The following is a 23,882-nucleotide window of genomic DNA, read 5'->3' as shown; positions in this document are numbered from 1 at the left end:
TTAAGCCTTTATTACGACAGTTCCAGCTATTTTATCATGTAATGCTTGTTTTTGAGAAGAGAAAAGTATAAAGAAAATACCGATCGGAAATGTCATATATCCAAGGAATCGTTTAATTAACTGTTTAAGGGTCGGACGGTTAAAGTCGTTTGCATCTACTATTTTCATACGCATAAATATTTTGCCAATGGTTGCTCCTTTATAATACCAAAAACCTATAAAATAGGAACCTATCACTGTTAAATTAATTAGTAAAATTGAAACGTTAAATAGAATATATTTATTAAAATTTCCTGCTTTAAGATATTCATAAAATTCTTGACTCATAACAGATTTAAGCACCTCGCTTTGATTATGCAAGTCAATATTATAGCTCTGGAAATAATCACGGTAGAAAAAAACCATTAGATAAAAGAAACAAAATTGTAAAATTGGGATTGCTATAAAAGCAAATAAAGATAAATCAAGTGCCGTAGAAAAAATACGTGCTATAAAATCTGGGTATATAATTTGTTTTTTCATTGCTGATTACTATTTTTTGATGTTTAATTATAAATAATTTAAAAACATTACAGTATTTATGGAACAATTTGAAGCATTTAGTTTATTATTTGTTGATAGTTTTGTCTCAAATTTAGTCATCGGTTTTCAGCGTGAATTAATTTTTCATTCTATGAAAATGTTTGGTAACTATAGTTACCCTATAATGTTTATAGTAGCTACTTGTGCTTCTCTTAGTGGTAATATAGTTAATTATATTTTTGGTAAATGTGCTTTAAATATTTTCTACTCTTCTAAAAATGAACAAAATATCTTAAGGCATAAAAATTTAGCACAACTTTTTTATAAATATGAGATATTTATACTTCTTCTGATGGCGTTTCCTTTTTGGGGAAGCTTTATTTCCTTATTTTCTGGTTTTTTTAAAACAAAATTTTCAAAATTTTTGGGGCTTGGTTGTTTAGCAAAAGCCTGTTATTATATTGCAGAACTATATATTATATAAATAGCCATGAAAAAATTAACCTCAGAAAACTCTCATAGACAGCAAAAAGTAGCAAGTATAATAAATGAAGCATTAATTGAGATTTTACATCGTGGTAAAATGCTTGATCCTAGACTTTACGATTGTCCTCTTACGATAACAAAAATTATAGTTACTGCCGATTTAAAAATAGCCAATTGCTATTTTCTACCTTTTAACACTAAACTAACGCCTCAAGAAATTACCGAAAGCCTAAATAATTCCAAAAATGCTATCAGAAATTTTGTAACAGGTAAAATAAATATGAAATACTCACCCGATATAAGATTTCATTACGATCACGGATTTGACAATGCCTTAAAGGTAGAGCAACTACTAAAGGATACTAATAATATATAATTATTAAAAATGAGATATATTTTAGATAGGAACAGGTGCTAGGGGATAAACTCAATCATTGAAAACAATAATTATCCATTGTACTAAGTATTTAAAAATACTTAGTACAACAGTCCCCTAGGTCCCCTAGCATAAAGTTTGCACTAAAGGCTTAATAAGCTGTTTTGCAATAATGGAGTTTAAACATCATTCACGTTTTACATACTATCAACAGTAATTAAAATAATCAAGTGCTTTTAGTTACTTTTTAGTATTTTTTTAAACTATAAGTATACTCATACTATTTCTTAATGTTTTTATATTTCCAGTATAAAAATTTATTAATTTTTATAAAAAATTAAGCCTTATTTCCATAAATAACTTTCAAAGATTGTTTTTTTATACTAAAATAAGAAGATAATCTTTTAGAGTAAGTAGAATGTCTCCTCAAATAATCGAGTTATTAATTTTTGCTGGTATTGCTTTTTTTATTATTAATAAGCTAATTACAACGCTTGGTGCTACTTCGGATGATGATCCAGCGAAACAAAAATCTTATTTTGGTGAACCAGTTATTAAAGATGTAACACATAGTTCTAATAAATCATATGAAGAAGAAAAAGATCTACCAACCGCACAAGATATTAAAACTTTTAAAAATTTGATAGTAGAACAGAATATAACGGCAGTTGTAGATGGTATGGAAACAGTGCATAAACGTCTTAATGCATTTCAACCTATTAAATTTATAAACAACGCTAAAATCGCTTTCCAAATGATTATAGAAGCTGCTTATAAAAACCAAACAGAAGAACTTGCTGAATTAGTTGATAAAAGGTTTTTAGAAGAATTTGAAAAAATATCTGATTCTTATGGTAATTTTTTCGACTCAACGGCTTTAAACGCTAAATATTCTGAAATTTATACATTTGGCAACAACATATTTATTAAATTACTATTTCAAGGTAAAAACGTAGTTGACAAAATAGAGGAATTAAAAGAAGAATGGACATTTACCCGTAATGCTAATACCAAGGAAGTGGATTGGTTTTTAAGCAATATCGAGAAAGTGTAGTTTTGTTGCTCTGTAGTGACTTTGTTACTTAGAGCCTGTCATCCCGTGGCTTGTCCACGGGATCCAGTAATAAAAAATACAAATATAAAAGCTCGATTTCTCTCGCTTTATGCTGGATCCCATGGACAAGCCACGGGATGACACCGAACAATTATCAAGCCACGTGACACATATAAATAACATAACAAACTATTAGTAATGAATAAATTATTCTATATTATAGGCACTATATTAATAATAGGTGTCTTTTTTATGTTTCAAAGTAAATCTACAATAACAGGTGATGATAACCAAATAATCCCTCGTAAAGTTCTGTTCGGTAATCCTGACAAGGCAAGAGTGTCATTAACCCATGACGGTAAATATATCTTATATATTGCACCAAAAGATGGCGTGCTAAATATTTGGTTAGCCCCAAGTGATGATATTAGTAAGGCAGAGGCGATAACGCATGATAAAGGGCGTGGTATATGGTCTTATGCTAAAGCTTATAACAATAAAAATATTTTATACACTCAAGATTTTAACGGTGATGAAAATGACCGAATTTATAGTTATAATATAGAAACAAAAGAGACAAAGTTACTTACTCCGGAAAAGGGAGTAAAGGCTGGGCTAGTTGGACTAAGCTACAAAAAGCCGAATGAAATATTAATAGATTCAAATGAGCGTAATCCTGAATATTTTGATATTTATAAATTAAATCTAGATACTTTAGAAAAAGAACTAATTTATCAAAATGATAAATTTACCAATTTTGTAACAGATGAAAATTTAAATTTAAGATTTGGTAGTTTATTAGATAAAGATGGTGCTGTTGAATATTACGAATTAAAAGATGGTAAGCCTCAGCTATTTACCAAAATATCAATGGAAGATTCGTTTAATACCGCTATACTTGGTTTTGATGCTAGTGGTGAAACTTTATATATGCTAGAGGGGCGTGATCGTAATACCTCAGCCCTTAAAGCTATAAATTTAGCTACTAATAGTTCAGAAATATTAGCAGAAGATTCAAAAGCTGATATTGGTTTATTTGCCGTGCATCCTACTAAGCAGACCCCGCAAGCAGTATCAATAAATTACGATATGGTATCGTACAAAATATTAGATAAAGATATTGAAGATGATATCAAATATTTACAAAACCTTGATCGTGGTGATTTAATTATTAATAGTAGAACGCTTGATGATAAAACTTGGATTATAGCTTATAATAGCGATAATTCACCGGTGAAATATTATAAATATGATCGCACTAATAAAAAAGCTGAGTTTTTATTCACTAACCGTAAAGAATTAGAGCAATATAAACTTGCTAAAATGATACCGGTAATTATTAAGTCACGTGATGGTTTTGATTTGGTTAGTTATATTACTTTCCCAAATGATGTGAAACTTGATGAAAATAATATTCCTGATAAAAAAGTTCCGCTAATAATTAATGTTCACGGTGGTCCATGGGCACGTGATAGTTGGGGGTACGATCTGGAGCATCAATGGCTTGCTAATCGTGGCTATGCAGTTTTAAGTATTAATTATCGTGGTTCTACTGGCTTTGGTAAAGATTTCCTTAATGCTGGAAATTTAGAATATGCCGGTAAAATGCATACTGATTTAATTGATGGTGTAAATTGGGCAATTAAGAATAATATAGCAGAAGCTGATAAAATAGGGATTATGGGTGGAAGTTACGGCGGTTATGCAACGCTAGTTGGTCTTACTATGACACCTGATGTGTTTGCCTGCGGAGTTGATGTTGTTGGTATGTCTAATTTATTAACTCATGTGCAAACTAAAGCTCCATATTTGACTCCATTATTAAGTATATATAAAACACGTATAGGTCCTTGGGATACTGAAGAGGAAAAAGAGTTTTTAAGACAAAGATCACCGATTAATTTTGTTGATAATATCAAAAAGCCTTTATTCATAGCCCAAGGAGCTCATGATGTGAGAGTCGTGCAAGCAGAATCCGATCAAATCGTAAATGCTATGAAAGCAAAGCACATACCAGTAGTTTATGCACTCTATAAAGATGAAGGTCACGGCTTTGCAAAACCTGGTAACAGAATCTCTTATTACGCTCTTGCCGAACAATTTTTAGCTAAAATCTTAAAAGGACGTGCCGAAGAAATTGGCGATGATCTAAAAAATGCTAATTTAATTTTGAACGACCAAGAGAATTTAAATGGAGCAGAAGCAGAGAAGATAATAGATAAGGCAGTTGGGTAGACGTCATTGCGAGGAGATGCGTAGCATCGACGTGGCAATCTCAGGAGTCCTGCTTCATGAGATTGCCACGCTCCTTGTAGTCGCTCGCAATGACATTTTACCTAATATGACATCATTAGGAGTACAATTATGCTACTTACAAATACTGAAAATTCTTATGGGTTGATTGCTAAACTTTTCCACTGGGTTATGAGTATTATGGTTATATTAATGCTCATTGCTGTTTTTTTAATGGATGATTACATAGAGCCGCCTTTAAAATGGCAAATATTTGGCTTACATGAAGCAACCGGAGTGCTAGTTTAACTTTAGTTACATTAAGGCTTTTATGGAAATTCTATAACACTACTGTTTTACTGCCTGCTGATTTACCAAACTGGCAAAAGAAAGCCGCCACCATTAACATAAATCTCTTATATCTTTTAATGATATTAATGCCAATAAGCGGCTTTCTTATGACCATTTTGTCAAATCATCATATAGATTTTTACGGCTTGTTTACTATACAATCTTTTGCCCAAGATTTACAATTCGCCAAAATCTGCAAAAAAATCCACCAAAAAGCAGCTTTATTATTTACTGCTCTGATTATTCTTCATATACTAGCTGCATTTTATCATCATTTTATTAGAAAGGATAATGTACTTAAGAGGATGTGGAATAGTTAATTTAATCATAAATTTATTGACATATATACAAAACTATGTTTTATATAAGTAAGATTACATAACTTACTATATTAGTGTTATGAGTAAAAGTGCTAGAGTAATAGTTTCTTCAAAAGGGCAAGTAGTTATACCTAAATATATAAGAAATAAGCTTGGTTTGCATTCAGGTTCTGAAGTAATTATTAATTACAAGAAAAACGAAACATTAGAATTGCTTCCTATAAAAAAGGATATTTTTAGTTTTTTTGGTAAAGGTAAACACAAAGCTAAAAATGGTCCAATCGACGTAGATGAAGCTATTAGTATTGCGGTTATCGAAAATGATAGGGATTGACACTAATATTTTAACTCGTACTTTCCTTGAAGATGATGAAGTACAGGCTAAGACTGCTCAAAATTTTCTGAAAAATCATGTTAATCATAAAATCTTTATTTCCTCATATGCAATACTTGAATTTGCATGGGTGTTAAAAGTAAAAAAGTTTACACGCCAAGAAATTTATGGTGCAATTATAAATCTTATTGATAATTCTGGTTTTATTATCGGACATCAAGATATAATAATATCAGCAGCTGAAAAATATATAAAAGGTAAAGCAGATTTTGCTGATTATATGATTATTTCTGAAGGAGAGACAAATAGCGTTAATAACTTTGTTAGTTTTGATAAAGAGATAGTACAAGAAATTAAAAGTGCATCTTATCCTTAAGTAGAAATTTAAATTAATAACAATAATAAAATAAATTATTTATGAATATTCACGAATATCAAGCAAAAGAGATTTTAAGAAAATACGGTGTGCCTACTTCAACTGGGGTAGTGGTTACAAAAACCGAAAGTATTAATGCAGCGATTGATGAGCTAAATACAAAGGTTTATGTAGTTAAGGCACAAATACATGCTGGTGGTAGAGGTAAAGCCGGCGGTGTTAAGGTTGTTAAGAGTAAAGAGGAAGCAAAAAAAGTTGCTCATGATATGTTCGGTATTAATTTAGTCACACACCAAACAGGACCACAAGGACAGAAAGTAAATCGTCTTTATATTGAATCAGGTTGTGATATTTTAAAAGAATATTATTTTAGTGTCGTATTTGATAGATCAGCTAGCTGCATCACCTTTATAGCTTCTACGGAGGGCGGTGTTGATATTGAAGAAGTTGCAGAAAAAACTCCTGAAAAAATTATCAAATTTTCAGTTGATCCAGCTACCGGCTTGCAAAATTTCCATGCTCAAGGAATAGCATATGAATTAGGTTTTAAAGACCATCAAGTAAAGCAAATGAAAGAAATAGTAAAAGCAACTTACAAAGCTTTTATTGAAACAGATGCAGCACAAATTGAGATTAATCCGCTAATTGTAAATAAAGAGGGCAATTTATTAGCATTAGATGCAAAATTTACCTTTGATGATAATGGTCTATTTAAGCACCCTGAAATTATGGCTCTACGTGATCAAGATGAAGAAGATCCGTTAGAAACAAGAGCAGCTGATGCCGGTCTTAGCTATGTGAAAATGGATGGTAGTATTGGTTGTATGGTAAATGGTGCAGGGCTTGCTATGGCAACAATGGATATTATTAAGCTTTATGGTGCAACACCTGCGAATTTCCTAGATGTTGGGGGCGGAGCTGATCGTGAACGTGTGAAAGAAGCCTTAAAAATAATTTTATCTGATAAAGAAGTAAAAGGCATTTTAGTTAATATTTTCGGCGGTATCATGCGTTGTGATATCATAGCAGAAGGAATTATCGCAGCAGCAAAAGATATAGGTATAAAAGTGCCGCTAGTAGTCCGCTTAGCTGGTACAAATGTTGAGAAAGGTAAAGAGATTTTATCCAATTCAGGTTTAGAAATAATACCGGCTCATGATTTAGCTGATGCGGCTAGTAAAATAGTAGAAGCAATTTAGGTAATAATGTCATCCCGTGGCTTGTCCACGGGATCCAGTAATAAAAAATACAAAAAGGTCAATTTTTGCCGTCATTGCGAGCGAATGAAATGAGCGTGGCAATCTCATGAAATAGTACAAGACTCCTAAGATTGCCTCCGTCCTCTGCTATGCATCTCCTCGCAATGACGATTGTACAAAAACAAATTTAAAAATAATAAGTAGTTATCAAAGATGGCAATATTAGTTAATAAAAAAACAAAAGTAATCTGTCAGGGTTTTACGGGTTCACAAGGTACTTTCCACTCCGAGCAAGCAATAGCTTATGGTACTAAAATGGTTGGTGGGGTGACCCCAGGTAAAGGCGGTAAAACTCACCTCGATTTACCGATATATAACACTGTGCATGAGGCAAAAGCCAAAACCGGTGCTAATGCTAGCGTTATTTATGTACCACCTCCCTTTGCAGCCGATTCAATATTAGAGGCAATTGATGCCGGAATTGAAATAGTCGTATGTATCACGGAAGGAATTCCGGTGCTTGATATGGTCAGAGTAAAGCGTGCTTTGGTCGGTTCTAGAACAAGATTAATCGGTCCTAACTGCCCGGGGATTATAACCCCTGATGAATGCAAAATAGGTATCATGCCAGGGCATATTCATAGAAAAGGTTCTATAGGTATTGTTTCAAGATCAGGTACTTTAACTTATGAAGCAGTAGCACAAACAACAGCCGTAGGGCTTGGTCAATCTACATGTGTTGGCATTGGCGGTGATCCCGTTAATGGCACTAATTTTGTAGATTGCATTGATATGTTTTTACAAGATGACGAAACAAAAGCAATTATCATGATTGGTGAAATTGGTGGTGACGCAGAAGAAAATGCAGCTGATTTTATCAAGCATTCAAAAATAAAAAAACCTATAGTAAGCTTTATAGCAGGTATTACTGCCCCTCCGGGTAAAAGAATGGGACATGCTGGTGCTATTATTGCTGGCGGAAAAGGTAGTGCTGAAGATAAGCTTGAAGCTCTGCAAAGTGCCGGCGTAACTATTACAAGATCACCTGCTGATATCGGCAAAACTATGCTGGATTTACTCAATGGTTAGGCGTTATCGTCAGCTCTTATGTCATTCCTAGCTGCGGCAGGAATCCAGTAACTTTAGTGTCACCTCGTGAGGGCATTATTGCGTGGATCGAAAAACGTCCTAAGGTAGTTATCCCGTGGCTTGACCACGGGATCCAGCATAAAGCGAGATAAATCGAGCTTTTTATTTGTATTTTTTTCTGGGTCTAGTTCCCAAGCCACGGGAGGCATTGTTGCGTGGATCGAAAAGCACGTACGGTGTCATCAACTATGTTTTAAATTAAAAAGAAGAGATTTTAATTTAGCATTAGCGATGACAATAATTTTACGCATTAAAGCGGTAAGAGCGACCATTTTCTTTTTACCATTGTTAATGAGTCGCTCATAAAAGAGTCTTAAACCAGAAGTCTTGCTATTACGGGCTGACATAGCAGCAAGGAATAGTATAGGCTTGACTCCTGCTCTACCATGTCCTACCTTTCTATATCCTTGATATTTACCACTATCATTAGCTTTTGGAGCAAGCCCTGCAAGAGAAGCAATCTGCCGTCTTGTTAACTTCCCTAACTCCGGTAATAATATTAATAACTCAAAAGCAACTATATTACCAATGCCATTTATCTCTTTCAATATCTCATGCTTTGCTTTTAACAGCTGATCTGATGATATAATCACTTCTACCTGATTAGTAATCTCTGTAATTTGATTACTTAAAACATCTATCATATTTATACAGCTATTTTTAACAAACTTATCTGTATTTGCTTGTTGTAATCTATTCTTTTCGGCAACTAACATTTGCTTTAAATCATTCCGTCTTTGTACTAACCGAAATAATTGTATATTTTGTTTTGATTCAGGCTTAAATACTTCAAGCTTATCTGCTCGCTCCTTACCATATAATCCTAATGCTTTAGCATCTAACTTATCTGTTTTTGCACTATTACCATATGATCTGATAAAATTCTTTACCTTTCTTGCATCTGCTCTATGTACTACATAACCTCTTTCACATAAGCTATACAATAACTCTAGTTCATATCCGCCTGTTGTTTCAACTACAGTTAGAGAGTTTGCTAAAATATCCTTATTATCATTAATAAATTCAAATATACCGGAACTTGTATTCTCATATTCTTTTGTATCTTTTATGCCCTCTATTCCTACTACAAAATTATATTTTCCTATATCAATTCCTATATGTTTGTGATATTTTATCATATGTACCTCGAGATTTTATATTGTTTAGGATTGTAATCGGGCGTGCTTATCGCATCCCTTCCAACTATTCAAACTTCTCGAGAGTCGGGCTATAGTACCTTGATGACTCCGGTCGTATAAAACCTATGCCGTGACGGTCGCTTATGCCCGCTTAATACCCTATATCATTATATAGGGTATTAACACTCTCTTATAAATGTTTATATTACATTTATAACTTATATTATATCACTTTCTTTTCTTACAATGCCGTGGCTTGACCACGGCATCCAGAAAAACAATAAAAAATACTAATAATATTAGTATTTTTTAGCTAGACCCCGTGGACAAGCCACGGGGTGACAGGGGGAAATGATCCATGCAACAACTCCGCCACGGGATGACAGATATTAGCCCCCTCCAAATAAAAAAATAAAATCATGAAAAGATTTAAAAATATTGCAGTATATGGAGGAGGGAGTTTCGGCACAAGCCTTGCAGCCATAGCAGCAAGGGTTTGCGAGAACGTTACCTTATTTTTGCGTGATGAAGAAATAGCAAAAGAAATAACAGATAAGAAAACCAACACAAAATATTTAGGCAATATTAAACTACCGTCTAATCTACAAGCTACCACTAATCTAGATAAAATTAAGGATTTTGAGCTAATTATTATTGCAGTACCGTCTTACGCTTTTGATGAGGCAATAAAGTTACTAAAAACACATATCTCAAACGATAATATTCTTCTAATTGCTACAAAAGGTTTTGCACGTAATCCTACTGAATTATTTTCTGATAGGCTTAAAACTTTATTATCAAATAACCCTATAGCATTTTTATCTGGTCCGAATTTAGCAAAAGATCTAGCAAAAGGTTTGCCTGCTTCTGCAACCATTGCAAGCTTAGATATAGATTTAGCAAATAAAATATCTTATAATCTATCTTCAGAAGCTTTCGTTGCTAGTACTATTAATGACGTTATAACATTACAAGTAGCAGGTGCTTTAAAAAATATTTTTGCCATTAAAAGCGGCATTGATATGGCAAAAGAGCAGGGCGAAAATGCAAAAGCAACCCTAATCGTATCTGCCTTAAAAGAAATAGCGATATTATCAAAAGCTTTAGGTGGCATGAAAAATAATATGGATATTTTGCTAGAAGCTGGCGTGGTTGGTGATTTAGTGCTTACTTGTTACTCGAGGAGTTCACGTAATACAAAATTTGGTTATGAGTTTGGCATAAGTAAAGACAAACAGAAATTTTTACAAGAATATAAAGAGCTAGTGGAAGGAAGAGAGGCGATAAAGCTCGTTTTGGAGTTGATAGAAAGATATGATTTGGATATGCCTATTGTCTCTTCTTTAGGTAATGTCATTAGATAGGTTTTCTGTGTAAAGATTATTAGATTCCGTGGCGGGGTCACGGAGGACATTGTTGCGTGGATCGGTTTTACCCTGTCATCCCGTGGCTTGACCACGGGATCCAGTTAAAAATACTAATAAAATTAGTATTTTTTATTATTTTCTGGATACCGAGGATATTGATATTTCTAGTTGTTTTTCTGGATCCCGTGAATAAATCACGGGATGACAGGGTAAAACCGATCCACGCAACAATACCTTGCGAGGAGAGGCGTAGCCTTGACGTGGCAATCTCATGAAATAATAATAAAATCCTGAGATTGCTTCGTCAAAACTTACAGTTTTTCCTCGCAATGACAATCTAGAAGCCACAAAATTAAATTTATTAACATGTTTAAAATAAAACAAGAAATAATAAACAACACTGTACAAATAGTATTTAGATTGCTGTTTGCGTTATTATGTTTTTTTATAATATTATTTCCTGAATTTGCTTATAAAATTGGGGTAAAAAGCAGAATTTTTCCTGCAATAGAAATCATATTTATTTATTATTTCATGACTTTATATTCCTTAAATATGCTTGGAATATTTTTGATAGGATTACTGCTTGATCAAATAAATTCCATGCCTATTGGGACAAATTCTTTAGTTTTTTTATCAGCTTATATAATTTTAAAATTATCTTCAAAATTTTTTGCGGTAAAAAATTATTTAGTAAATTTCATCGTATTTTGTGTTTACTGTTTATTTATCTTGAACTTTAAATATTTACTTGTAACAATGAAAAAGTTAGAAATAGATGGATATTTAACAATTTTATTTCAATATTTAACAACTATATTTTCTTATAATTTAATTCGTCTTATATTTGACTCTCCTCTAAGTTATTTTAAAAAGCATGCTAAACAAAAAAATATTACATAATGAGCTAATCTCACGCCGTGCTTTTATAATTGGAGCAAGTAAACTAGGGCTTTTATCTTTACTTGGAATGCGGATGTTTTATCTGCAACTTATCAAAAGCGAGGAATATAAGACGTTATCAGATAAAAACCGTATTAATTTTGTTGTTCTACCACCTAGCAGAGGCAGAATTTACGATTTGGAAAATAATATTCTAGCTACTAATAAGCCATGCTATCAGCTATTAATAGATCGAAGCGTTAATAATAATTATAAAGATGAGCTAGAAATAGTTAGTAAAGTTTTAAACTTATCCGAAGAAAAATATAATTATATCCAGCAAAAAATTAAGAAATCTAGCCGTCACGTGCCTTTGATGATACTCGATCAACTTGATTGGCAACAAGTATCTTTAATTGAAGAGCAGAAACATAAGTTAACTAATATATTTATCGATATAGGATATTTAAGGTCCTATCCTTTCTCAAATGTGACTTCTCACCTAATCGGTTATCTTGGGCAGATAAATGAACAAGAAAAACAAGGATTGAACGTATATAATTTAAGTGATTTTAATATAGGTAAATCTGGTATCGAAAAATATTATGATGATAAATTGCGAGGGGAATTCGGTTATAAAAAAGTTGAAGTTAATGCTTATGGTAAACAAATAAGAGAGATCTCTGGTGTTTCCAGTAAATCAGGCAATGATATTCATTTAAATATTGATGTAAATCTTCAGCAGAAAATACAAGAATATCTAAATCCTCAAGGTTCTTCTGCAATAGTTATGGATACTGAAAACGGCAATGTGTTAATTTGTACTTCTTCACCTGCGTTTGAATCAAATAATTTTAGCAAATTATCCGAAAGTTATTGGCAAAGTCTAACTAATGATCCTTATAAGCCTTTAATAAATAAAGTAGTGCAGAATTCTTATCCACCTGGATCTGTTTTTAAAATAATTACCATACTTGCAGCATTAGAAGCGGGCGTTAAGCCAAACAAGACTTTTTTTTGCAGCGGTACTTCTGTACTGGGTACTAATAGTTTTAGATGCTGGAAACATACTGGTCACGGCACTCTTGATATGTCATCTGCTCTTAAGCATTCCTGTAATACTTATATGTATGAGATCTCTAGGATAGTAGGACCTGACAAAATTCTTGAGGTTGCTAGAAAATTTGGGCTAGGCTCAAAAACCGGTATTGATTTAGCCCCTGAAAGTTCAGGGTTCGTACCATCAAAGGAATGGAAAAAGAAAAAACTAAAGCTTCCTTGGTCAATAGGTGATACTTTTAATTTAGCAATCGGACAAGGTTATTTAGGTGTTACCCCCATCCAGCTTGCAAGATTTATTACAGCTATTGCAAGTACGGGTAAATTATATACACCAAGAATAGTGAAAAATGATCTAGAATATCATAATATTGATATTAACTCTGAAAATATTAAAATAGTGCAGGAAAGCTTGTATAATGCAGTGAATGTTGCAGGCGGTACTGCCTATTATAATAGGATACTCGGGGAAGATAGACAACTTGCCGGTAAAACAGGCACTTCTCAAGTGCAAGGAAAAGCAAATGCTAACGATGATCTTAGCCGTGATTCTATCGCTTGGAAGCGACGAAATCATGCTTTATTTATAGGTTTTGCTCCTTATCATAACCCTCGCTACTCCATTACTGTTTTTGTCGATCATGGAGGCGGCGGAAGTAAAGCTGCTGCTCCCATTGCCCGCAAAATCATGTCTGACGTGCTGGATAAGTATACTCGCTGAATTTGAAAAATTGGTGTCGTTGCATGGATCAAATAACGCATGCGGTATCATTCCCGCATAGGCTTTGTTGCGTAGATCAGTTTATCCTTTGTCATCCTGCGAGCTTGTAGCAGGATCCAGAAAAGCAACTAAAGATATCAATAATATTGATATCTTTAACTGGATCCCGTGGACAAGCCACGGGATGACACTGAGGGTGTTAAAAAACGAAAAATTTACTTTTGAAGAGCTTACTACAAAAGCAGATAATTTTGTGAACAATAATTTCTTCAAACTAGCGAGAATAGCAAATAGTTTAGAAAAGAGTGATTTTGAGATATTAGAAACTATTATGCCTCAAATAACCCAATATCTTAAATTTGAAGATAGCAGTGTTAAAATAGCTGGTAGCAACATTGATCATCATTAAAATCTGACATATACCCTTAATACCAAAAATTATATTGAGTTCTACTAATAATTTTATATGTATAGGAATTGACTATATTATATATAATATGCTAGTATGTCAGAGACATTAAAATTTATTAGGTAATTTATGGCTTCATTTGATATATCAGATCTAGAATCAAGATTAAGAAAATTACAAGATAGAGATAATATTCCATCATTGGAAGAATTAGAAGCAAGACTTGCTAAGTTGCAAGATAAGCCTTACGTGCCATCCAAAAAGCCTAGCAGTGAAGCAGAGAAGTTAATAGAGCAAATAGAATCTGAAATTAAATTAGAGAAGAAAAGTAAAGAGCTTAGTGATAGACCTAATCAAGAATTGGGTGATAGGCTGAAAAGATTAAAAGAGGACAGACCTAAGAAGCCTGTAATAAATAAACCAAAAAATTTAACTTTTCGTCAGACTAAATCAATTATTGCTGATAGTTTAGATACGCAAGCTAAAATGGCTAGTAAAGCAGTTAAACAAATAAATGAAAAGGAAGCAAAAATACCTTTAATGGATTTTACTAATAAACTATACGATATGAGAGATATAATAGCAAATACTCCTGATATATCTAAAGAACAAGAACCAAAATTATTAGACATTATCGCTAATACTTTAAGTAAAATTTATGATGGAATAAAGAAAATAACAACACCCGCTATTAATACTCTTAAAAAGATAGGTAATATTTTTACCGATTCTATCAAATCGCTTTCTAAAAAATCCTCTGATAAGCAAATGGCAGAATCTAAAGCACAATTGAAAGAATTATATAAATCATATGTTGATTTAAAGGGTGTTGATGAAAAGGTAAAAAAAGAATTTCTTAAAAATCATTATAGTCAAATTGATCAGTTACAAACTCCACAACAAATCTTCTTAGAAACTGCTAAAGTTACTAGATCAATAGCAGCTGCCGGAGCAAAAAAAGTACAACAGCATAGCCAAGCTATCAATAGACTTGGCAATTTGCAACCGTCTAACACCCCTAATAATAGAACAAAAACATCAAAGAACAGACAAAGGTAATCAAGCAATTTTATTGCAAAATTCTTGATTACTTATATTTAACGCATATAGTTAATACCTCTAATATTAAAAATCATATTGATTTCTACTAACAATTAATTATATTGATATAATCAATTTTAACTTATATCAAAGAAATTAAGATTTATTAATATTATGTTAGAGGAATCAAAAGCACTATTTTTGGAATTATATAAAGAAAAAAAGAAAAATGAATGGTTAGATGCATGGACAGATGAAGTAATGTCATTAGTTCAACAGCAATATAGTAATTATAAATTAGATGGTATATTACAAGAAGCTGCTAGGCATGATTTATTGCCCGTGATAGAAAATTATATCACTAGAGGTGGTAATTTACATATTGTAGTGTTAGACGAATGCGGCGAAAAAGTAAATATACTTAATGTTGCTGCGGCAAATAATTCTGTAACTGTTATAAATTATTTATTAGATAATAATATTTTTAACGTTGATCAAAGAGTTTCAGAAAATTCTAGAACCGCTTTGCACTCAGCTGTTAAAGAGAATGCTATGGAAAGCACAAAGTTTTTATTAAAAAAAGAGCAAATATTAATCCTAAATTTGAATATCAATATCTCGGATCTCAAAGTGAAATAAGAACTGTTTTACATGATATATTTAGTATGAGGTATAATAAACAATCATGAAGAGCTTGATTACTTAGAAATGGCTAAATTTATTGTAGAGAAGTTTAACACAGAAAACAGTATAGATTATAAAGAGTATAATTTATTAAGAGAATATAGTAGCTTGCCAAAATACAAAAAGGAGGCGTTAAAAATTCTTTTAGCACAAATGAATTTTAACTCTGATGATCTGAATAAAGTAGATAATTTTATAAACAATAATTTTTTTGAAATAGCAGTGATAGCTAACAACTTACAAGATAGTGCTTTTAAGTTATTAGTTCCAACTATTATACCTCAAGTAACTAAATATCTTCAGTTTGAAAATGCTAGCATCAAAATAGCAGGTAACATTATAGAAAATGCTGAAGTAATCTAATAAAAAAATACTAATTTGTAGTATTTTTTACTAGATTATGTACGTACAACTATTTTATAATTTCCTTGCAATGACTGATTCTTTTTAATAACTGTTGGTACTATTATGCCATTTCTGCGGATGTGGCAATCCAGAAAAATAAACATAAAAGCAGCAAGTTTTTAAAATTAAAAGCTTAGGTATCTCGCTTTATGCTGGATTCCCGCTTTTAGCTAAAAATGACATCTGAGTCATCAATAAAGCCTCAGGCAGGAATGACGATTAAGATTAAACAGCCTCAGCTACTTTAGCTTTAGGCTTTTTAGCAATATGCATATGTCTTTCTTTGATTCTTGCCGATTTACCGCTTCTTTCTCTTAAATAGTAAAGTTTAGCACGACGAACAACACCATATTTTACTACATCAATAGCATGTACTACTGGTGAATAAGTCATGAAGCGTCTCTCAACACCCTCACCATGGCTAATTTTACGCACTAAAAACGAAGAGGTAATGCCACGATTTCTTTTAGCAATAACCACACCCTCATAAGCTTGGAATCTTTCAGTCAGCTTTTCTTTACCATCTTTCTCAACTGATCTATCAACTATTTTTACGGTAACTTTAACTGTATCACCAGCTTTAAAATCAGGAATTTTTTTATTTTCAATAAGCTTTGAAATATTTTCCTGTTCAAAGCGGTCAATAATATTCATTTATTAACTCCTTTCCTTGTCTCTTAAATCTTTTAATAATTCCGGGCGACGTAATTTTGTAATCATAAGCGACTGTTCTTTTTTCCATTCATTAATCAATTTATGATTACCGGATAATAAAACACTCGGTACTTTTCGGTTGTACCAAACTTCAGGTCTTGTATATAAGCCGCATTCAAGCCCTCCCTCAAACTCCCCATCTTTCTCAAAAGACTCAGAAGCAAGGGTATTCTGGTTCATTAAAACACCAGGCAGTAGCCTAATTAAGCAATCAAGAATGGTGAGAGTGGGTATTTCCCCGCCGGATAAAATGTAGTCGCCTACACTAATTTCGGTTATATTATACTCTTCAATTACACGTTCGTCAATCCCTTCGTAACGTCCGCACAAGAATATCATATTTACAGCGTCATTCAGCAAACTTGATACAAGCGAATTTTGCGGCATTCGCCTTTGCTCACGTATTATTATATGCTCCGCAGGCTCTTCCTTAAATTCATCTTGTCTAAAGCTTTCTGAATTTAGCTGTATATCTCTCAATATCTCTTTAGCAAAGCCTTGTGTAAAGACTTTACCGCGAGGTGAGGGGTAATAAATTTTAGCTCTTGGATTTAAAGATAATGCGTGATCTATCGCATTACCCAGCACGTCAGGACGCATTATTAGCCCATCACCACCGCCATAAGCTTCATCGTCAACATTTTTATGCTTGGTTAAACCGAAATCACGAATATTGATAACATCATATGACCAAATATTTTTTTGCAGAGCTTGCCCAGCCAAAGAATGCCCTAAAGTCCCAGGAAACATTTCGGGAAAAACCGTTAAGATAGTAGCATGAAGTCGGGACATTTTTTACTTAGTTATAACTTTTAGCGAGGATAGCATTTTATTTGTAGTTTCAACCGTATGATCCTCATAGTTAATATCACAATTATAAATTATGAATAAAAGTATTTTATCGTTTTTTAACCATAATTTCCTTCACAAAGTATTTTCCGTATTAACATAAACATATTGAAAACCTTCAAAATCACCAAATTTTACTACTTCTAAATGTGTTTTTTCTTTATAGCTAAACCCTACTAAATCTAATACATCATCATAAGTTATAGATGTATCTTTAGTATAGTCACTTATTTGTAACGTTCCGTAACCTTCGGGATTAAAAAATGAATAGCAATCTTCGCTTATTTCTGATTTCCAATTTTCTTCTAATTGAATAGACCATTTAGGAGTTTTGAATATATTTGTACTTTTTTCTATTTCAAAGCTATTTATATCTATATTACTTTGGTCGAAATTTATTTCTAAATTATTTATTTTTCCTATTGGCTGATTATCTTCACCATTAATAAGTACAGATGTTTTGCCAAAATCAATTATATAAAAATATCCTTGATCTGTACTTATATGATAAAACATAATATTATTATTATAATTTTCTTTAACCTTTTCCTCACTTATAAGACTTTCTCCATAACTTAAAGCATTAATTGATAATAATTCTAAGTTATATTTACTACATAATTTTCGAGCAATTTTTGTATATCTAGGCATATTTTTTAGCCATTGTTCCTCTGAGTATTTTTTTCTTTCGTCATAATTTGGAACTAAGGCTACGATAGCTTCTATTTCTTTGTCATATAGCTTATCATCGATTATTTTTAAATTATCGATTTTTTCTACATATTTAAAATTTAAATCTAAAATGGGTTCTTCTTTTTCATTTATTTCAAAAAATAGATCAGTTAACTTTTCTAGCTCTATATGTATTTCTTTTATTATCGGTTTCTGTCTAACTTCCTCTTCCCGATACATACCGGAAAATAAATATTCTTCTCTTAATGAGGCATCCATATTATTTAATAATTGACAAGCCTGAAAAAATATTTCTTTATTTTTATATGCTTTTATATCTTCAAGACCTTTTAAAACAATATTATTCTGTTTTCCATTAAAATTACTATTAGAAAAATATTGGGTGAGTCCTCCGTTTTCTACTTGGCTTAAATAATAATCTACAAAATATACTTGTTGAGCTTGAGGAATAATTTGATCTAATTCTTCTTGATTATATAAAGCATTTCGAAGAGCATTCACATAATCTATAATTCCTTGAATACGATTATATTTATCTTCGTTATAAAAATCTGAATGTTTAATTAATATAGGTATTTTCAATTTATCCATATAATTGTAAAATAGTATTATCAAGTATATTATAACCATAGCTAATAACAATTTATAGAATAATATTTTAACTAAAGATTTTTCTTTTCTTTTGTTAGCTATAAGGGACATTATTTCTTACTTTGATTTTCGTAGTACTTTTTTATATTATAATATCTTCTATAATTTGCTTTCACTCGGTCTATTATAACATCTAAATCTTTTAAAGTAACGGAAGTAATATTAAATTTTTGTTTAAAATAATCCACAATATCATGATGATCATAGGAGATAGCTAATGTTAAAGGTGTATCACCAAATTTTTCAGATTTTTTATGAATATTAGTTAATATATTATTTTCAACAAGAAATTTTACCATTTTTAAACTTCCACCTGCACCGCACGCAACGTGTAACGCATTACCACCATCCCATTCTTCATAAGTTAAAGGAATGCCCTTTTCGTAAACGACCAACCTCAATAGATTGATCAAAATCTAAAGGCACAATTTTATTTATTGCTGCTATAATCATTTCTTTACTCTGAATAGATGATACAGCTAATTTTTTATCTAATTCCGCAACTACTTCTGCTATATTTACCGTAGACATAATAGATAACGGCAATAATTCTTCAACTTTTTCCCAACCTTTTTCTGAATTAAATAATGCAAGTAAAGCAGATGAATCTAAAATGCATTTATTCATTATCAAACTCTTCTTTTCTCGATTTAATTAGCGAGTCAACTAAAGATATATTATTTTTATTTTTAGATTTTACTAATTCTTGAAATGCTCTAATTTTATTTTTCAAAGGAATAAGTTTTAACTCCTTATCAAAAACTAACATCAATTGATCCCCTGAAGAAATATGCAACTGATCACGAATTTTTGTTGGGATATTTATTCTACCGTTTTCAGAAACAGTAACTTTATATTCTATGTGCATACTTAAAAAATTGACTGGTTAATTATTTAGTATAATAATATAAAAATAACATTGAAATTACAATGATAAAGTAAGGTATAGATATTTATAAACCTCATTACCTCTTCTGCGATGATTAATTCTTCATTTGTAGGTAAGGCGAAAACTTTAACCTTACTGTTTTCTGTATTTATTATATATTCGTTTTTTTGATTTTTTTCATCATCTATTTTAATACCGAGTCATAAAAGTTTATCGCTAATCATCTCACGTATTATAGCGGAATTCTCCCCAACACCGGCAGTAAAGATTAAGCAATCAAGCCCCTCTAGAGCAGCCGCTAACTTACCTATTTCAAGCACAATACGATGTACAAATAAATCTACCGCAAACTTAGCATCAGGATTATTACTTGCAAGCAAAGTACGCATGTCGGAGCTTTCGCCTGATATACCAAGCAGTCCCGATTTCTTATATAACAGATCAGTTATTTCTGTGGTAGTCATTTTCTCATGATCCAAAAGATATAGCACGACCCCAGGGTCAAGGCTACCTGTTCTAGTTCCCATCATTACTCCATCAAGTACGCTAAAACCCATAGAACTAGCTAAACTTATACCATTTTTGATTGCACATAAACTACTACCGCTTCCTAAATGAGCTATGATAGTTTTTTCAGATAAATCTTTTTTGGTCATTTCTTTAAAATGACTGCTAACATATTTATATGATAAACCATGGAAGCCATAACGAATAATCCCTTTATCATAATATTTTTTTGGTAAGCCGAAAGCTTTTGCGATTGGTGGGTTAGTAAAGTGAAACGATGTATCAAAACAAGCTATATGGTGGACTGCTTTGTATTTTTGGAGAAATAAATCTAATACTTTTAAATTATAAGGTTGATGCAAAGGGCTTAAAGGGATCAACGCTTTTAAATCTTCACTAATTTTATGATTAACAAGAACGGGTTTATTGAAATTTTTTCCTCCATGAACAATTCTATGACCGGTAGCAATCAAATGTAAGTCTTTCTGATTCTTCCACCAACTTTCAAAAAGCTCAATCATCGCTGAAATAGCATCGCCATTAATTTCTGTAATAGATTCTTGTTTTTTATTTATATGAAATACTATTTTAGTATCATTTTTTTCTAAAAAAATATTGTAAATTTTATCTTTTATTTTCTTATCTTTAATTTCAAAAACGGAAATTTTTAGACTAGACGAACCGGCATTAGCTATTAAGATAACATTTTTCATGCTAACTACCTTTCATTTGTACATGTAACTTGGCTTTAGAATGGTTATAAATAAACGAAGCAAGTACGCAAGAAATTACACGCATGTCCATAGGGTCGGATCTGCTGGTTAGAATAATCGGCACTTTAGCTCCAAGTACGATACCAGCCATAACTGCTTGACCTAAATATTTAAGCTGCTTTGCAAGCATATTACCCGACTCAAGATCTGGCACTACTAATATATCGGCATTCCCTGAAACAGATGAGCTAATGCCTTTCGCTTCTGCCGCAAATAAAGATATAGCATTGTCAAAAGCAAGAGGACCATCCACTATAGCATTGGTGATTTGTCCACGATCTGCCATCTTAGATAGGCTAGCTGCATCAAGAGTAGTGGGGATTGCGGAAGTAACAGTCTCAACAGCCGATAATACTGCAACTCTAACCTGCTTATCTTCTTTTAGGATATGCATTAAATCTATAGTATTCTGCACTATATCACGCTTGTCCTCTAAGGTAGGGCGGATATTAATAGCAGCATCGGTAATGATAAAAGGTTTAGGGAAAGTAGCAACCGCCATTAAGAAAGCATGGCTTATTCGGCGTTCGGTACGAAGTCCATTCTCTTTATGAACTACCGCTGACATAAGCTCGTCAGTATGCAGCGAACCTTTCATAATGGCGGCAACTTCTCTTTTCTTTGCAAGCTCTACGGACTTTTTTTGCTGCATCGTGACTATGCTCAACATTAATAACCTGATAATTAGCAAGGTCGACGTTATTAACCTTTGCTACTGCTTCGATTTTATGCTGTGGTCCAATCAAAACGGGTGTTATTACACCAAATTGTGCCGCTCTAACTGCCCCAAGTAACGACTCTTTATCAATAGGATGAACTACCGCCGTTTTGACAGGCTTGAAACCATCCGCTCTAACAAGCAGATTAATAAAATGCTTGGCTGCTTCATCAAAATCAGGGTCGTTAATTTCTTTTGGAGGGGTATAGGAAGTACCTAATTTTTTGGCTAAAATTGCGTCTAAAAACGTCTCATTTATTATGTGTTGCTTCTTCATACAAAACCCTTAATAATTAGTAACTAATTTAATTAAATAATATATAGACCAATTAATAAAGAGAAAATTGAAGAAGTTTTTTAATGGGGTATTTATAAGTAGTATTAGAGCAACAGTAGATATAGGGGTTTGTGCTGTGGCGTGGTTGTTGTGTAGGGCGTCTTTCCGTCATTGTGAGAATGGGCGAAGCCTGCTCTGTCATCCGGTGGCTTGATGTTAGGATGACAGTGATAGGAAAGCACTCTCGATGTTATTCCTGCGTGGATCATTCTCCCCTCTGTCATCCCGTGATTTATTCACAGGATCCAGAAAAACAACTAGAAATATCAATATCCTCGGTATCCAGAAAATAATAAAAAATACTAATTTTATTAGTATTTTTAACTGGATCCCGTGGTCAAGCCACGGGATGACACCGAGGGCGTTTTTCGATCCACGCACCAATGCCGCCACGGCATTGTAAGAAAAGAAAGTGATATAATATAAGTTATAAATGTAATATAAACATTTATAAGAGAGTGTTAATACCCTATATAATGATATAGGGTATTAAGCGGGCGTAAGCGACCGTCACGGTATAGTAGGTTTTATACGACCGGAGTCATCAAGGTACTATAGCCCGACTCTCGAGAAGTTTGAATAGTTGGAAGGGATGCGATAAGCACGCCCGATTACAATCCTAAACAATATAAAATCTCGAGGTACATATGATAAAATATCACAAACATATAGGAATTGATATAGGAAAATATAATTTTGTAGTAGGAATAGAGGGCATAAAAGATACAAAAGAATATGAGAATACAAGTTTCGGTATATTTGAATTTATTAATGATAATAAGGATATTTTAGCAAACTCTCTAACTGTAGTTGAAACAACAGGCGGATATGAACTAGAGTTATTGTATAGCTTATGTGAAAGAGGTTATGTAGTACATAGAGCAGATGCAAGAAAGGTAAAGAATTTTATCAGATCATATGGTAATAGTGCAAAAACAGATAAGTTAGATGCTAAAGCATTAGGATTATATGGTAAGGAGCGAGCAGATAAGCTTGAAGTATTTAAGCCTGAATCAAAACAAAATATACAATTATTTCGGTTAGTACAAAGACGGAATGATTTAAAGCAAATGTTAGTTGCCGAAAAGAATAGATTACAACAAGCAAATACAGATAAGTTTGTTAAAAATAGCTGTATAAATATGATAGATGTTTTAAGTAATCAAATTACAGAGATTACTAATCAGGTAGAAGTGATTATATCATCAGATCAGCTGTTAAAAGCAAAGCATGAGATATTGAAAGAGATAAATGGCATTGGTAATATAGTTGCTTTTGAGTTATTAATATTATTACCGGAGTTAGGGAAGTTAACAAGACGGCAGATTGCTTCTCTTGCAGGGCTTGCTCCAAAAGCTAATGATAGTGGTAAATATCAAGGATATAGAAAGGTAGGACATGGTAGAGCAGGAGTCAAGCTATACTATTCCTTGCTGCTATGTCAGCCCGTAATAGCAAGACTTCTGGTTTAAGACTCTTTTATGAGCGACTCATTAACAATGGTAAAAAGAAAATGGTCGCTCTTACCGCTTTAATGCGTAAAATTATTGTCATCGCTAATGCTAAATTAAAATCTCTTCTTTTTAATTTAAAACATAGTTGATGACACCGAGGGCGTTTTTCGATCTACGCAAGCAAGCCTTAA

Annotated in this window: 26 protein-coding genes and 3 pseudogenes; 19 read left to right on the top strand and 10 right to left on the bottom strand. The window is 32.4% G+C overall.

The genetic code is table 11. The annotated features are described in order from the left end of the window. On the bottom strand, window positions 1–522 hold the full coding sequence (locus RBE_RS06425; RefSeq protein ID WP_011477893.1) for an RDD family protein: 522 nt from the start codon (window positions 520–522) through the stop codon (window positions 1–3). Between the two features lie 58 nt (window positions 523–580). On the opposite strand from RBE_RS06425, the gene RBE_RS06420 reads away from it, so the two are divergent. The 10 genes from RBE_RS06420 to sucD all read left to right on the top strand — a co-directional run bounded on the left by RBE_RS06420 (window position 581) and on the right by sucD (window position 8,339). After that, window positions 581–1,006, top strand: a complete 426-nt coding sequence (locus RBE_RS06420; protein WP_011477892.1) for a YqaA family protein — start codon at window positions 581–583, stop codon at window positions 1,004–1,006. A gap of 6 nt (window positions 1,007–1,012) precedes the next feature. Beyond that, entirely contained in the window at window positions 1,013–1,384 is a 372-nt protein-coding gene (gene rbfA / locus RBE_RS06415) for a 30S ribosome-binding factor RbfA (protein ID WP_011477891.1), read from the top strand. 418 nt (window positions 1,385–1,802) lie between these two features. Beyond that, a complete protein-coding gene (locus RBE_RS06410; RefSeq protein ID WP_011477890.1) occupies window positions 1,803–2,438 on the top strand; it encodes a Tim44 domain-containing protein in 636 nt (211 codons plus the stop codon). A gap of 198 nt (window positions 2,439–2,636) precedes the next feature. Next, complete coding sequence (locus RBE_RS06405; protein WP_011477889.1) at window positions 2,637–4,673, top strand: S9 family peptidase; 2,037 nt, start codon at window positions 2,637–2,639, stop codon at window positions 4,671–4,673. Between the two features lie 129 nt (window positions 4,674–4,802). Further along, window positions 4,803–4,979 (top strand): cytochrome b561, encoded by a 177-nt coding sequence (locus RBE_RS08950; protein ID WP_011477888.1) that lies wholly within the window; start codon window positions 4,803–4,805, stop codon window positions 4,977–4,979. A gap of 50 nt (window positions 4,980–5,029) precedes the next feature. Then, on the top strand, window positions 5,030–5,341 hold the full coding sequence (locus RBE_RS08945; RefSeq protein ID WP_228368777.1) for a cytochrome b: 312 nt from the start codon (window positions 5,030–5,032) through the stop codon (window positions 5,339–5,341). A gap of 79 nt (window positions 5,342–5,420) precedes the next feature. Next, a complete protein-coding gene (locus tag RBE_RS06390; RefSeq protein ID WP_011477886.1) occupies window positions 5,421–5,675 on the top strand; it encodes an AbrB/MazE/SpoVT family DNA-binding domain-containing protein in 255 nt (84 codons plus the stop codon). Next, window positions 5,662–6,051 (top strand): PIN domain-containing protein, encoded by a 390-nt coding sequence (locus RBE_RS06385; protein ID WP_012151577.1) that lies wholly within the window; start codon window positions 5,662–5,664, stop codon window positions 6,049–6,051. Before RBE_RS06390 ends, RBE_RS06385 begins: the two co-directional genes overlap by 14 nt. Window positions 6,052–6,092: 41 nt before the next feature. Then, window positions 6,093–7,250, top strand: a complete 1,158-nt coding sequence (sucC, locus tag RBE_RS06380) for an ADP-forming succinate--CoA ligase subunit beta (RefSeq protein WP_011477884.1) — start codon at window positions 6,093–6,095, stop codon at window positions 7,248–7,250. A gap of 213 nt (window positions 7,251–7,463) precedes the next feature. After that, window positions 7,464–8,339, top strand: a complete 876-nt coding sequence (sucD, locus tag RBE_RS06375; protein WP_011477883.1) for a succinate--CoA ligase subunit alpha — start codon at window positions 7,464–7,466, stop codon at window positions 8,337–8,339. 242 nt (window positions 8,340–8,581) lie between these two features. Here the strand turns inward: sucD and RBE_RS06370 are convergent, their stop codons facing one another. Beyond that, window positions 8,582–9,538: an IS110 family transposase gene (locus RBE_RS06370; RefSeq protein WP_011476926.1), complete on the bottom strand. Its 957-nt coding sequence runs from the start codon at window positions 9,536–9,538 to the stop codon at window positions 8,582–8,584. Window positions 9,539–9,957: 419 nt separating this feature from the next. On the opposite strand from RBE_RS06370, the gene RBE_RS06365 reads away from it, so the two are divergent. The 7 genes from RBE_RS06365 (at window position 9,958) to RBE_RS07605 (ending at window position 16,064) form a co-directional block, all read left to right on the top strand. Further along, window positions 9,958–10,902 (top strand): NAD(P)H-dependent glycerol-3-phosphate dehydrogenase, encoded by a 945-nt coding sequence (locus RBE_RS06365; protein ID WP_011477882.1) that lies wholly within the window; start codon window positions 9,958–9,960, stop codon window positions 10,900–10,902. Between the two features lie 369 nt (window positions 10,903–11,271). Beyond that, a complete protein-coding gene (locus tag RBE_RS06360; RefSeq protein ID WP_011477881.1) occupies window positions 11,272–11,808 on the top strand; it encodes a hypothetical protein in 537 nt (178 codons plus the stop codon). After that, complete coding sequence (gene mrdA / locus RBE_RS06355) at window positions 11,783–13,567, top strand: penicillin-binding protein 2 (protein WP_011477880.1); 1,785 nt, start codon at window positions 11,783–11,785, stop codon at window positions 13,565–13,567. Before RBE_RS06360 ends, mrdA begins: the two co-directional genes overlap by 26 nt. Window positions 13,568–13,655: 88 nt before the next feature. Next, complete coding sequence (locus RBE_RS06350) at window positions 13,656–13,976, top strand: hypothetical protein (protein WP_228368737.1); 321 nt, start codon at window positions 13,656–13,658, stop codon at window positions 13,974–13,976. Between the two features lie 129 nt (window positions 13,977–14,105). Further along, complete coding sequence (locus RBE_RS06345; protein ID WP_011477878.1) at window positions 14,106–15,035, top strand: hypothetical protein; 930 nt, start codon at window positions 14,106–14,108, stop codon at window positions 15,033–15,035. Between the two features lie 156 nt (window positions 15,036–15,191). Next, the gene (locus RBE_RS06340) at window positions 15,192–15,656 is read left to right on the top strand and encodes an ankyrin repeat domain-containing protein (protein ID WP_011477877.1); all 465 of its coding nucleotides are present in this window, start codon (window positions 15,192–15,194) and stop codon (window positions 15,654–15,656) included. A gap of 69 nt (window positions 15,657–15,725) precedes the next feature. Beyond that, window positions 15,726–16,064, top strand: a complete 339-nt coding sequence (locus RBE_RS07605) for a hypothetical protein (protein ID WP_011477876.1) — start codon at window positions 15,726–15,728, stop codon at window positions 16,062–16,064. Between the two features lie 267 nt (window positions 16,065–16,331). Here the strand turns inward: RBE_RS07605 and rplS are convergent, their stop codons facing one another. From rplS to RBE_RS06295, 8 genes and pseudogenes are all read right to left on the bottom strand, one after another. Further along, entirely contained in the window at window positions 16,332–16,760 is a 429-nt protein-coding gene (gene rplS / locus RBE_RS06330; protein WP_011477875.1) for a 50S ribosomal protein L19, read from the bottom strand. A 3-nt stretch (window positions 16,761–16,763) separates the two neighbouring features. Continuing rightward, complete coding sequence (locus tag RBE_RS06325; RefSeq protein WP_338053124.1) at window positions 16,764–17,570, bottom strand: tRNA (guanine(37)-N(1))-methyltransferase; 807 nt, start codon at window positions 17,568–17,570, stop codon at window positions 16,764–16,766. 174 nt (window positions 17,571–17,744) lie between these two features. Further along, window positions 17,745–19,064 (bottom strand): DMP19 family protein, encoded by a 1,320-nt coding sequence (locus tag RBE_RS06320; protein WP_011477873.1) that lies wholly within the window; start codon window positions 19,062–19,064, stop codon window positions 17,745–17,747. Further along, on the bottom strand, window positions 19,064–19,408 hold the full coding sequence (locus RBE_RS06315; protein ID WP_187145739.1) for an ankyrin repeat domain-containing protein: 345 nt from the start codon (window positions 19,406–19,408) through the stop codon (window positions 19,064–19,066). Before RBE_RS06315 ends, RBE_RS06320 begins: the two co-directional genes overlap by 1 nt. Continuing rightward, window positions 19,392–19,640 (bottom strand): annotated as a pseudogene (locus RBE_RS06310) (PIN domain-containing protein); the annotation flags it as partial. The pseudogene RBE_RS06310 and the gene RBE_RS06315, both read right to left, overlap by 17 nt. Next, complete coding sequence (locus RBE_RS06305; RefSeq protein ID WP_011477870.1) at window positions 19,633–19,881, bottom strand: AbrB/MazE/SpoVT family DNA-binding domain-containing protein; 249 nt, start codon at window positions 19,879–19,881, stop codon at window positions 19,633–19,635. The pseudogene RBE_RS06310 and the gene RBE_RS06305, both read right to left, overlap by 8 nt. Window positions 19,882–19,967: 86 nt before the next feature. Then, window positions 19,968–21,122, bottom strand: a pseudogene (locus RBE_RS06300) (acetate/propionate family kinase); the annotation flags it as partial. Window position 21,123: 1 nt separating this feature from the next. Further along, window positions 21,124–22,177 (bottom strand): annotated as a pseudogene (locus RBE_RS06295) (phosphate acetyltransferase). A gap of 707 nt (window positions 22,178–22,884) precedes the next feature. Here RBE_RS06295 and RBE_RS06290 point away from each other — a divergent pair. Both RBE_RS06290 and RBE_RS09325 read left to right on the top strand, forming a co-directional pair. Then, window positions 22,885–23,709, top strand: coding sequence for an IS110 family transposase (locus tag RBE_RS06290; protein WP_011476964.1), 825 nt, complete (start codon window positions 22,885–22,887; stop codon window positions 23,707–23,709). Continuing rightward, complete coding sequence (locus RBE_RS09325; RefSeq protein WP_011476965.1) at window positions 23,676–23,840, top strand: hypothetical protein; 165 nt, start codon at window positions 23,676–23,678, stop codon at window positions 23,838–23,840. The genes RBE_RS06290 and RBE_RS09325 overlap by 34 nt, the downstream gene beginning before the upstream one ends. Window positions 23,841–23,882: the final 42 nt, after the last annotated feature.

This window comes from Rickettsia bellii RML369-C (genome assembly GCF_000012385.1).
GTDB lineage: Bacteria > Pseudomonadota > Alphaproteobacteria > Rickettsiales > Rickettsiaceae > Rickettsia > Rickettsia bellii.
Note: the sequence above shows the minus strand (reverse complement) of the source record. Positions and strands in the feature narration are given on the sequence as shown.

Coding starts and splice junctions, on each gene's coding strand:
- RBE_RS06305 (WP_011477870.1), bottom strand. CDS start 19,881: ATGCACATAGAATATAAAGTTACTGTTTCTGAAAACGGTAGAATAAAT.
- RBE_RS07605 (WP_011477876.1), top strand. CDS start 15,726: ATGGCTAAATTTATTGTAGAGAAGTTTAACACAGAAAACAGTATAGAT.
- RBE_RS06405 (WP_011477889.1), top strand. CDS start 2,637: ATGAATAAATTATTCTATATTATAGGCACTATATTAATAATAGGTGTC.
- sucC (WP_011477884.1), top strand. CDS start 6,093: ATGAATATTCACGAATATCAAGCAAAAGAGATTTTAAGAAAATACGGT.
- RBE_RS06320 (WP_011477873.1), bottom strand. CDS start 19,064: ATGTCCCTTATAGCTAACAAAAGAAAAGAAAAATCTTTAGTTAAAATA.
- RBE_RS06360 (WP_011477881.1), top strand. CDS start 11,272: ATGTTTAAAATAAAACAAGAAATAATAAACAACACTGTACAAATAGTA.
- RBE_RS06340 (WP_011477877.1), top strand. CDS start 15,192: ATGTTAGAGGAATCAAAAGCACTATTTTTGGAATTATATAAAGAAAAA.
- RBE_RS06390 (WP_011477886.1), top strand. CDS start 5,421: ATGAGTAAAAGTGCTAGAGTAATAGTTTCTTCAAAAGGGCAAGTAGTT.
- rplS (WP_011477875.1), bottom strand. CDS start 16,760: ATGAATATTATTGACCGCTTTGAACAGGAAAATATTTCAAAGCTTATT.
- sucD (WP_011477883.1), top strand. CDS start 7,464: ATGGCAATATTAGTTAATAAAAAAACAAAAGTAATCTGTCAGGGTTTT.
- RBE_RS06345 (WP_011477878.1), top strand. CDS start 14,106: ATGGCTTCATTTGATATATCAGATCTAGAATCAAGATTAAGAAAATTA.
- RBE_RS06290 (WP_011476964.1), top strand. CDS start 22,885: ATGATAAAATATCACAAACATATAGGAATTGATATAGGAAAATATAAT.
- RBE_RS06420 (WP_011477892.1), top strand. CDS start 581: ATGGAACAATTTGAAGCATTTAGTTTATTATTTGTTGATAGTTTTGTC.
- RBE_RS06425 (WP_011477893.1), bottom strand. CDS start 522: ATGAAAAAACAAATTATATACCCAGATTTTATAGCACGTATTTTTTCT.
- mrdA (WP_011477880.1), top strand. CDS start 11,783: ATGCTAAACAAAAAAATATTACATAATGAGCTAATCTCACGCCGTGCT.
- rbfA (WP_011477891.1), top strand. CDS start 1,013: ATGAAAAAATTAACCTCAGAAAACTCTCATAGACAGCAAAAAGTAGCA.
- RBE_RS08950 (WP_011477888.1), top strand. CDS start 4,803: ATGCTACTTACAAATACTGAAAATTCTTATGGGTTGATTGCTAAACTT.
- RBE_RS06410 (WP_011477890.1), top strand. CDS start 1,803: ATGTCTCCTCAAATAATCGAGTTATTAATTTTTGCTGGTATTGCTTTT.
- RBE_RS06365 (WP_011477882.1), top strand. CDS start 9,958: ATGAAAAGATTTAAAAATATTGCAGTATATGGAGGAGGGAGTTTCGGC.
- RBE_RS09325 (WP_011476965.1), top strand. CDS start 23,676: ATGTCAGCCCGTAATAGCAAGACTTCTGGTTTAAGACTCTTTTATGAG.
- RBE_RS06370 (WP_011476926.1), bottom strand. CDS start 9,538: ATGATAAAATATCACAAACATATAGGAATTGATATAGGAAAATATAAT.
- RBE_RS06385 (WP_012151577.1), top strand. CDS start 5,662: ATGATAGGGATTGACACTAATATTTTAACTCGTACTTTCCTTGAAGAT.
- RBE_RS06325 (WP_338053124.1), bottom strand. CDS start 17,570: ATGTTTCCTGGGACTTTAGGGCATTCTTTGGCTGGGCAAGCTCTGCAA.